Here is a 10,606-nt window from a genome sequence, read left to right on the forward strand (position 1 = left end):
AAAATACTATTAGATGAAGGAATATGATAACGTCCGATAACTGGATTTTGTGAGTAACGCCACATAACGTCCGTACATCCGACAGGACGATCTTCCCAAGGAATTTGAATTTTATTCATAATCGTTGATTTTATATTATTTATTTTTTGAGTCATCATACGTGAAAGGTATGAAATAAGTAATCAGAAAAGCTGGAATAGTTGCAATTAACACATAGATAAAGAAATTACGATATCCTAATAAGTCACTAAGATAACCACTAACCATTCCCGGAAGCATCACTCCCAGATTCATGATTCCTGAAGCAAATGCGTAATGTGACATTTGATGTTTGCCTGGAGCAATCTGTTGCATCATAAACAACGTCAGTCCGACAAAACCAAAGCCATAACCAAAATATTCCATTGTTATACAAGTTCCGATCAGATATACATTAGTAGGCTGTGCAACTGCCAAAAAAGTATAGGCTACAAACGGAAGATTAAAAATACAGCAGAGAGTAAATAGTGTCTTTTTCAATCCGAACTTAGAAACATAAATACCTGCCAACAATGAGCCTAAAACGAAAGCAGCGGAACCAAAGATACCATTTAGCGTGCCGATCTCTGTTAACGACAGTCCTAAGCCGCCTACATCCCTTGAAGCACGTAAAAACAGCGGAGCTATTTTCATGATAAAGCCTTCTGCCAAACGATATAAAATAATAAAACAGATGTAATAAAGAATATGCTTTTTAGTAAAGAAGTTAGCAATGACTGCTACCAATTCGTGCCCAACCTCCGATGCAGTTTTCTTTGTTGTTGACGGAACCTGTGTAGAAGGTAACATTTTTATATGATAAATACCGATCAGTACCATTATTGCCGCAATTACGCCGAAAATAATCATCCATGCAGATGAATATGCTCCTTTGTTAGCATCTATCGAAGCACCTTCTATTGCTCCGAAGTGCTCTGCCAATGCTCCTGCCATAGCAACTAATCCTCCATTAGCAACCAATTTGGCTACATTATAAAAAGCACCCTGCACTCCGATATATTTTGCCTGATCTTCTTTGTTCAATTCAGCCATATATACACCATCACAAGCAATATCGTGCGTTGCTCCACTAAAAGCAATCACTGCCATCGTAGAGATACTTATGGCGAAAAAGTAATCGAAAAACAAAGAAAAGGCTACTACTCCAAACAATACACCACTCAATAATTCTGTAATCAATACGAAGAATTTTTTCGTCCGATACATTTCAAGAAAAGGGCTCCACAAAAATTTCAGTGTCCAAGGCATCATAATCAGAGAAGTCCAGAATGCAATTTGCGTATCCGAAATTCCAAGATCCTTAAACATGAAAACAGAAACCAGATTAATAGCAATAAAGGGAAGTCCCATTGCAAAATAAGCAGTAGGTACCCAGCAAGCCGGGTTAATAGTTTTTCGTTGAGAAGCAGTTTTATTCTGTTGCATAAATCATAGTATATAGATGAAAAAAAACATTTTTCTGACCCATCTATATATAATACAACTAAAAGGGGGAAACTACTAACGTCTCCCCCCTACTTTTTTTATTTTATTATCACTTCGTCTATAAAGAACCACGAAGGATGGCCTACACCATAATGCCAAGTCGGACATTCTTTCGTTCCGGTGACTTCTACTTTCACATAACGAGTTTTTATCGGTTCGGCTGATTCAGCCTTGACTCCACGGAATTTTACCTCACCGGTACGTTCTTCCGGTAAATCAATCGTTTTCCAATGTGTATAATGCTCACCGTCTTCAGCATATGAATAAACCACCTTTAGAGGAAAAAGAATCCAGGCCCCTATTTGATGAAGAAAATCTGTTTCCACACTTTGTATCTCTTTTGTTTCGCCCAAATCTATAACAAATGCACCATCGGTTCCTTCCCAACCAATCCAGCTATCAACAAAGGTTGCTCCACCAAACAAACCGTCAACCAATGCGTTCTTTCCTAATGCCGCATATTTTCCGGTAGGAGGAATTAGATAAGTAACTTTTGCACCCAAAGCTAAACTTCTTTCTTTCTGCGGCATGTAACGTTCGCGATACAATTTGCAATAGTCTACCGGTGAATTGGAACGCTCATTCAATGTAGGAACTTGAAACTCTTTCACGCGTTCCTCAAAAAGGTCTAACTTCTTATTAATATCTACCAAATCTTTTTCTGTCTCTGTTCGTGCAATCTCCAGTTCTGAATACTGAATTGGCAGACGTGCCCGTTGAACTCGTTTTAAGAAATCGGGTTCTGCTGCAACAGCCTTTTCAGCCAAATCAAATAAATGATTATAACGACGCATCAAAGCAGGCTTTAACATGCCATATTTATGTGATACAGGTGAATCATATATCCACAACCTCTGTCCACTACCAATTAATGCGCCTTCCATTATCTTTATGTACTAATAAAGATATGGCGCTGCTTCCCCATAATATCCATGCAGAAAATGTTGCATCAATGAGTCTACATTAACTTCTGGATTCCACATTAACTTTGACACTAAATAAGCGCGAAGTTCTGCAAAATCTCCTCCCCTGCTCCCTGCTATTTGAGAGAAATGCATGGTGGCATGATTCTTTTTGAAAAGACGGATATTGTCCTGTAAAATATGGAAATTAGGAAATGGAGCCAGATAATTATCAAAGTTAATACCGTAATCCCACACGAAAATATTATTGGTAATCTTAGACCATCCTTCCATGGCTTTCACAAACTTTTTTCCCGAAGCATTCTCCGTCAAAGTTACTTCACGGTCACAGTCAATATCACATAACATAATATTCACATTCGGCAAAGGTTTCACATGTTTCGGAGGATTCATCGTATATAGATAAGCCAATGTGGAAAATTCTTTATCCGGAAAACGGGCAGCCAACTTATTCAGAAAAGTGATGATACTTCCTGATAATGCTCCTTCATAATCATCAATTGCCTTACAAGCATCACACGTACAATTTGTATAATTACCATCATTCTGACTTACAGACATGATATGTTTATCTGGATTTGCTTTGAAAATAGAATCAACACGTTGAGCAACAATCTCAAAAACCTCCGGATTACTCAAACACCACTGACTGGCCTTTCCCGGGTGGCGTTTTCCTTTGAAGTAAGAATAATATTCCGGATGTTCTTTCCCATAAATGGATGAAGGCAGAAGCTTATCAAAAGTATGCACCCAATAACCGGCAGCAAACACTTCATTCGGTTCCTCTAAACGATTCCACCACTTATAAATAGAGTCTGTATGGATAGCATAACATTGTGTCTGACGGTAACGAAAGCCCGGATTCTCGACTTTATTAATGAAGGGTAAGTTCACCGTTTTTGAAGGGGTAAGAGAATATTCATTCTCTCCCCAATAATCGATACCCAAATATTGCTCTAATAAAGTAACAACCCCATATACAACACCGTTTTCTTTACCAGATATTTTTAGAATACCATCTTGAGTAGAAATAGAGAATCCGTCCTCTGTTACTTCCGCCGGAGATTGACCACCAATGAGAATATCTCCTTTTCGAGGAGTTTTATCATTTTCAATAGGAAGTGCAACTCCCGAAATTTCAGTAAGAAAACGTTGTAAGAATTGCGCTGACGTCTTACTATTTGGCATCTTGTCCTGCACAATGATGCGAGCACTACTTTTGCCATCTTTTACGAGTGTTATTTGTGCTGAAACAGTACCACATACCACCAGCAAAACAGATAATAACCAATGTTTCATGTTTGTTAGAATTTAAGTTTATATGAGCATTTACTAGAAGTACAATTCAGGAGAATAAAGTTCTAATAAATTATGGATACTTTAACATATAAAAAAGAGGATATGCCTCTGCGACATATCCTCCTCTTTCAATGATTTATTAGCCTAGAACATTTTATTTATCAAATCGGATATTATGTTCCCACCTTTGAAGTGCACCATTAGATGTTGCATTGTGTCCGTTTCCTGTAGCATCTCTAAAGGAAGTGCCATCTCCTTCATCCATTGGCCAAAGGGCAATCAAATTAGGATTCTTAGGATTTACTTCAAAATACATATTGTTTGCGATCTCCGATTCTGTACGAGCTACTTTCCATAGGCGAACCTGACTCATAGCACAATTATTACGGAAATAGCTACCACTATCCACTATTTTCATAAAATCAAAGCGTACGCTTCCACCTTTCGGTGCAGGAGGATCAAAGAAGGTATCTTGTTTTCCATTCCTATAAATGGTAAGTGTTGTTCCATTATAAACGAAAGCCCAATGATACCAAGTGTTTGCTTCCAAATCACTGGCTGTTTGTTTTTGACCTCCCAAAGACTTTATCTGTAGATAATTGTAAGGCCTATTGGCATCTCCAAAACGGATATAGATTTCATGATCATTACTTCCGGAAGTGAAAATAGCCTGATTATTTATACTATAACCATCCATACGTACCCATGCTTCCAATGTCCATGCATCTACTGTAATTCCCCAATCCGTTTCAGGAAGTGTTGTTACATTTCCGGCATTACCACGTAATACAGGAACAGAAACATTCAAAGGCTTAGCTAATACATAAATAAATTTACTTTGAGCTTTTGATTTTACAATATTACCTTTTATAACATTTCCTAATGTAAGAGGAATGGCATAAGTAATACCATTAGTCACAAAATCATCCACATGAAGTCGATAATTGGCACTAATTTCACCTGCCGGAATTATCACTGTCGCATTCTTTGGAAGCATATCGGCTGGCAAGACTTCATATTCCGTACCGCTAGTTGCATTGTATTCAGCCAGTAATTCAGGAGAGAACTGGATTTCCACTTCCACATCTTCCATAACTTTTTGAGCTAAACGCACAACAACATTAATGTCTGCACCATCATCCATGGTAACAGTAGTAACATTGTTTGTACCAGCCGCATCTGTTATGTAAAGGCTGTTTGACTGTGCCTTGTATTCTGCATTCTCACATCCTATAAGAAAGAATGCTGACAATGCAATCATAAGACTTGATAAATAGATATATTTCATAATTTTTATTCTTATAAAATTCGTTTAATCATTATTCTTCGTTGGCAGCATTCATGCGATCATAGAAATTCCTATATATGTTTGTAATTCCCTGACGCAAGAAATAATATTCCGGTGAACCATCATAATCGCCCTTACCTTGTGCATAGTCAAAGCCTACACGATAAAGACCACATCCACCAATTAACTGGTCTATTTCATAAGGTTTTCCATTAACAGTATAAGTATTTTTATATACGTAGTTTGACATACCCAGGAATCCTCCTCCAGTATTAGCATACGATTCAAAATTCTCGGTAGCTATGGTTCTACGGACAATTTCATCCGGAGTAATAATCCCCTGTTGTATCCAATCATCCATATCACGCAACACGCCTGTCATTCTATAATCTGCCATTCCACCATAAGCTTGCAATACAAAATAGTCTACATAGTATGAAAGCCATTCTTTATCCATACCTGTTCGGATTCCAACCTCACCGTCAATCAAGAAAAGAAGGCGTTTCTCTGGCATAGGGCGATCTCCACGATCGCGGTTAGGATCCATAGCACCATGTCCAAACCAGTAGGAAAGTTCCTCGACAAAAATAGTTCTCTGTACTTTATTTGACCAAAGCGGACCAACTCCCATTCCACCACCAGGCTCATAATCCCAGTCATAACCATCATATCCACATTCAAGACAAGCTTTATAAATATCCTCTGCATAGGCTTTAATTGCAGGTCTCACCTTTTCCGGATCACTACTGGTTCCAGCTTCATGATAAATTTCTTTATCTGGAAGGTCGTCGCCTATATTTTGAGAAAATAAGGTAACAACAACCTTTGTGCCTTTCACTTTTTGTACATATTCCATATCAGCCTTTCGCTCCGAAGTTAATTCAAATTTCGGATGCCCACCCCAGTTGGAAGCAATGGTTACAGAATCAGGCAGACCTCTCAAGCTATTTTCACCGGTAGGAGAAGTTCCTGTCCAATTGTCGAACCAAACGAACACTTGTGGAAGTCCCGGTGTTTCTTTCCACTTGCGCAAAGCAGCATAATATTCATCAGTTTTAATTGTTTGATTCAAATCAACATCATTAATAGATTCCACATCCGTACATCCAACGAAGAATATAGCGGCAAATGCAAATCCGAATGCATTTTTTATATGCTTTATATTCATATTCTATATTTTATCAGGTTAAAAATTAATTCTTTTTCGCCCACCACAAATCTGTAGCTCCGGTGTCCGGACCACCTAACATAGTTGCAATAGCTGCTTCTACATTGGCTGAGTTACTAGATTTTTCCGTTGTAGGATATGGTAAACGACGTACCATACGTTTACTATCAATATCACCGATATAACCAACAGAACTTAGATTATCTCGCGCCGTAAACAATTCAGGATAACCAGTTCGGCGATAATCACACCACGCTTCGATTCCCAATGGATAGTTGGCAATCCATTTTTGAGTAATAATCTTCTGAAGTTTATTACTTCCGTTTTCCCATGCAACAGTAGGAACATCAGTAAATGAAATATTATTTTGAGAGTTCCATCGATCTGTATACCCTTGAGGAACAACTGTACTTGAAAGATAATCGCCAATCTCTACGCCATATTGATTCATTGAAATTTGAATACCTTGTTCATAGTAACTCTTAGCTGCCGCTGTTCCACCTGCAATCCATCCTTGTAAAGCCGCTTCAGCTTTTAAGAAATAAGTCTCTGCCGCATAAAAAACTGGCATAGGAGAAGCATCTGTTACAGCTGGTTTAGAGTACCTTGCAGCACTACCTTCAACGCTTTTACTTGTATCTTTAATACCCATACGTACACCACGATACTCTCTATACGAAGTCGAAGTATTCATATATTTGCTGATACGTGGATCATTATATCCATTCATGTATGCAGAAAGTGTTGCATTGATAGCTAAATCACCCCAATCTGAAGCAATCCAAAATGGGTTATATGGCATAGATGGAAAAAAGGCATTATCATCATTAGATTCTATTACTCCGCCATCAATCGCTTCCGCCATCATTTGTTTGGCATATTCTGTATCTTCAGTATTAGAAGCGATACGTACGGCCATACGAAGTTTTAAAGAGTTAGCGTATTTGATCCATTTGCTAAAATCACCATTATATATGATATCATATTCGGCAACAGGTACCTCTTTTCCTTCATTTTCCTGAACAAATGCCGAAAGTACATTGATACTACGTGTCAAATCATCAAACATATTATGATAGAGTGTTTTCACATCGTCATATGCCACTTGGAATTCTCCTTTTCCCATTTCAGAGTAAGGGATAGGACCATAAATATCAGCTACACGAAGCATAACACCGACCCGCAGAATAGATGCCCACGCATAAATATATCCGGTACCTCCTGTAGATTCTTTTATTGTCTGGAAATTCGGATAAAACTCTGTAAACATATCTTTATAAGGAACATCTACCCAGTCAGCACTAGGATTGAATGTTCCAAAATTAGTACCATTCCAAGGAGCAGTTGTTGCAAAATACCCGCCATACTGCCCTACCATTTGTTCAGTGTGTTGACTGTTATTTTCCTGACAGGCATTCAATAAGCGAGTCATAGCCACAAACAACGTACCGACCCGTTCCGTCGGAGTCATATCTTCGGGATACACGTCTGTTGGATGTGTGTTTAATTCGTCAAAGTTTCCCGTACATGAAGCGAATAGCAGAGTAGTAGTGAAAGCTGCCACGCTTACAGTCTTAATTATATTGAATCTTTTCATCATTCTTTGCTTTATTAGAATTGTACTTTTATACTAAATCCCATGTTTCTCAAGCTAGGTTGCATGAAATAATCCACACCAGTATAGAATGTACTGGTAGATGACGCAACCAATTCAGGATCGAACGGTGCCTTGCAATATATCATGCCCAGATTATTTCCGATTAAACCTAATGTTACATCAGCAATGTTATACAACCACTTTTTAGGGAGTGTATATTCAAGACTAACCTCCTGCAAACGAATATTGGTTGCTTCATATACATAGTGGTCACCTTCACCAGTACCAGCCGCTACTATGCCGAGATAATCCTTAGCGGATACATTTCTGTTATTGATGGTTACTCCTCCAGCCTGACGAAGTTGTGCGCTATATTCGGAAACACCACAACGATCAAGGAAAGCTTGTGTATTAGATACAACCAAACCACCAAAACGTCCGCTTAACAATATATTCAGACGTAAACCTTTATAAGTAAATGAGTTTCTCCATCCTAAATTAACCTTTGGAAGCAATGAACCGATTTTCTTATATTCGGTTTCCACCATACTTGGCAAACCTGTCTTGGCATCCAAATAGATATAACCATTATTATCGCGTTTAAAGTCACGGTTGATATACAGGTCTCCCATAGAACCACCTTCTGTCAGGCGTACTACCGGTGAAGTAGAGCCTCCTAATCTTGCTTTGTCTACATAAGGCATTTCAATCGGTTCCCCCGTAATTCTGTTTGTAACACCATCAGCCAATCTTTTAATTTTATTCTTATTATAAGTAAAAGTAAAATTACTGGACCAACCGAAATCACGCCACTCATTTTTATATCCTAAGGCCATCTCTATACCTTGGTTCTGTACACTACCTGCTTGGATGTTAACAGCCGTATACCCAGAACTTGCCGGAAGAGGCGCAGCGAATGTTTGGTTACGTGTATCAGAGTTGTAATAAGTAATATCAAAATTCAATGTATTCTTGAAGAAACGCATATTCAATCCCGCCTCATAAGATTTAGTAATTTCTGGTTTCAAATCAGAGTTTGGATACAAAGATTCTGCTTTATATTGGTCAAGCTGATCATCATAAACATAACGTACCTTTGTCAAATATGGATCATAGGCATTACCCACCGAAGTGAAAGAAAAACGTGCTTTTAAGAATGAGAACCATTCAGGCAAATCAATAACTTCACTCAAAATGCTTGAAAGACCAATAGAAGGATAGAAAAACGGTTTATTTCCTCTTTCTGAAAGAGCCAGAGAAGAATCCCAGTCAGCACGTCCGGTGAGACTTAAGTAGAGAAAACTTCTCCAGCCTATTTCCGCATTAGCAAAAACTGATTGTGTCTGACGCTTTAAACCATCAGCATCTACTTTATAATAACCACTGCGTGTAAGGTTTTCGATGGTAAAATGATTAGTTACATTGTTCAAGTCTCCATGCAAAGAAGTCAACTCCATACGAAGATCCTTAATAGAAGCACCCAAATTGGCCGTTACATTAAATTCATTGAACGTTTTATTGAAGTTCGCCAATACATCAGCATACACTTGTCTGTCTAGACGGTTTTCTTCTTTATATCGCCCTTTTGGACCGGCAAAATTACCGACCGTACCTGCGTGGAATTTTTCGGTGTATTTACTTTCGGTGTTATCGATGCTCACACGTCCTTGTACATTTAGCCCTTCAATGATATTATATTGTAGACTAGCAGCCAATTTATAACGTCTTCTATCGTTCTCACGATTCATACGATTCATAATCCAATAAGGATTTTGAGACGAAACACCGCCTAAATCACCATATGGCCAATACTGAGTATTTACACCCGACAAATCATCATAACGTTCGTATACAGCTACATCAGAAAAATCTTCGCCACGTGGGAACAAGTACAAAGAAGTAAGTGGGTTAAAATACTGCCCTTGCGATACCATATTCTTATCGTTTTGAATAATATAGTTAGCACTTGTATCCAAAATAAACTTATTATTCAAGAAGTTGGTAGTATTACGGAATGAGAAATTATATCTATCATAGTCATTATTGGGCATAATGCCTGTTGCATTAGTTGTGGCTACAGAGATATAGCTTTGACTCTTATCATTACCTGTAGAGAGAGAAAGTGCATTGGATACATTGCTTCCTGTATTAAAAAAATTTGCAGGATCGTATCTCTTATCAGTTTCTAATCCCCAGCTCATCATTTCACCTGTCATATTACCATAAGTGTTTTGAAACTTAGGCATCATCATAGGATCACTGAATGTGGTATTATTACTATAAGTCACGGTTGTCTTATCAGCACGTCCCTTCTTGGTAGTAATTAATACTACTCCATTAGCTCCTTCATATCCATACAATGCAGCTGCAGAAGGTCCTGTCAACAACGACATGCTCTCAATATCATCCGGATTAATGTCAGCTATTGATTCACTGCTCGGTTGTGTAGCCATAGCTCCATCACCCCCGGAAGAAGCACGATTATACATTGGAATACCATCAATCACATAGAGAGCGTTATTATTCTGCGTAATAGATTTAGCACCTCGCATTACAACCTTTACACCACCGCCTGGACCTGAAGCACTAGAATTAATCTGTACCCCTGCTGCTTTACCAGCCAGTGCTCCCATAAAGTTAGTACTCTTTACAGTTGTAAGTTCATCCCCTTTCACCTGTTGTACATTATACGTCAATGCTTTCTCTGACCGCTTGATACCCAATGCAGTAACAACTACTTCATCCAATACTTGCGTATCTTCTCCTAGGGTAACTTTCAAGGGTTGTGCGTTGGTAAGTGTGATTGC

At 38.4% G+C, this 10,606-nt stretch carries 5 protein-coding genes and 2 pseudogenes; all 7 read right to left on the minus strand.

The window, feature by feature from the left end; all coding sequences use genetic code 11:
- Nucleotides 1–119 (minus strand): annotated as a pseudogene (locus tag BXY_RS03160) (glycosidase); the annotation flags it as partial.
- 16 nt (nt 120–135) lie between these two features.
- Nucleotides 136–1,464 (minus strand): MFS transporter, encoded by a 1,329-nt coding sequence (locus BXY_RS03165; RefSeq protein ID WP_004306233.1) that lies wholly within the window; start codon nt 1,462–1,464, stop codon nt 136–138.
- A 98-nt stretch (nt 1,465–1,562) separates the two neighbouring features.
- Nucleotides 1,563–3,746, minus strand: a pseudogene (locus tag BXY_RS03170) (DUF4838 domain-containing protein).
- A 154-nt stretch (nt 3,747–3,900) separates the two neighbouring features.
- Nucleotides 3,901–5,034 (minus strand): DUF1735 and LamG domain-containing protein, encoded by a 1,134-nt coding sequence (locus BXY_RS03175; RefSeq protein WP_015531206.1) that lies wholly within the window; start codon nt 5,032–5,034, stop codon nt 3,901–3,903.
- 31 nt (nt 5,035–5,065) lie between these two features.
- Nucleotides 5,066–6,202, minus strand: coding sequence for a glycoside hydrolase family 18 (locus tag BXY_RS03180; protein ID WP_015531207.1), 1,137 nt, complete (start codon nt 6,200–6,202; stop codon nt 5,066–5,068).
- A 25-nt stretch (nt 6,203–6,227) separates the two neighbouring features.
- The gene (locus BXY_RS03185; RefSeq protein WP_015531208.1) at nt 6,228–7,802 is read right to left on the minus strand and encodes a SusD/RagB family nutrient-binding outer membrane lipoprotein; all 1,575 of its coding nucleotides are present in this window, start codon (nt 7,800–7,802) and stop codon (nt 6,228–6,230) included.
- Nucleotides 7,803–7,813: 11 nt separating this feature from the next.
- A partial coding sequence (locus BXY_RS03190) for a SusC/RagA family TonB-linked outer membrane protein (protein ID WP_208946748.1) occupies nt 7,814–10,606 on the minus strand: 2,793 nt, incomplete at its 5' end.

The organism is Bacteroides xylanisolvens XB1A (genome assembly GCF_000210075.1).
Lineage (GTDB): Bacteria > Bacteroidota > Bacteroidia > Bacteroidales > Bacteroidaceae > Bacteroides > Bacteroides xylanisolvens.

Excerpts from the sequence above, each read along its gene's own strand:
- BXY_RS03175 (WP_015531206.1), bottom strand. The coding sequence starts at position 5,034 with ATGAAATATATCTATTTATCAAGTCTTATGATTGCATTGTCAGCATTC.
- BXY_RS03185 (WP_015531208.1), bottom strand. The coding sequence starts at position 7,802 with ATGATGAAAAGATTCAATATAATTAAGACTGTAAGCGTGGCAGCTTTC.
- BXY_RS03180 (WP_015531207.1), bottom strand. The coding sequence starts at position 6,202 with ATGAATATAAAGCATATAAAAAATGCATTCGGATTTGCATTTGCCGCT.
- BXY_RS03165 (WP_004306233.1), bottom strand. The coding sequence starts at position 1,464 with ATGCAACAGAATAAAACTGCTTCTCAACGAAAAACTATTAACCCGGCT.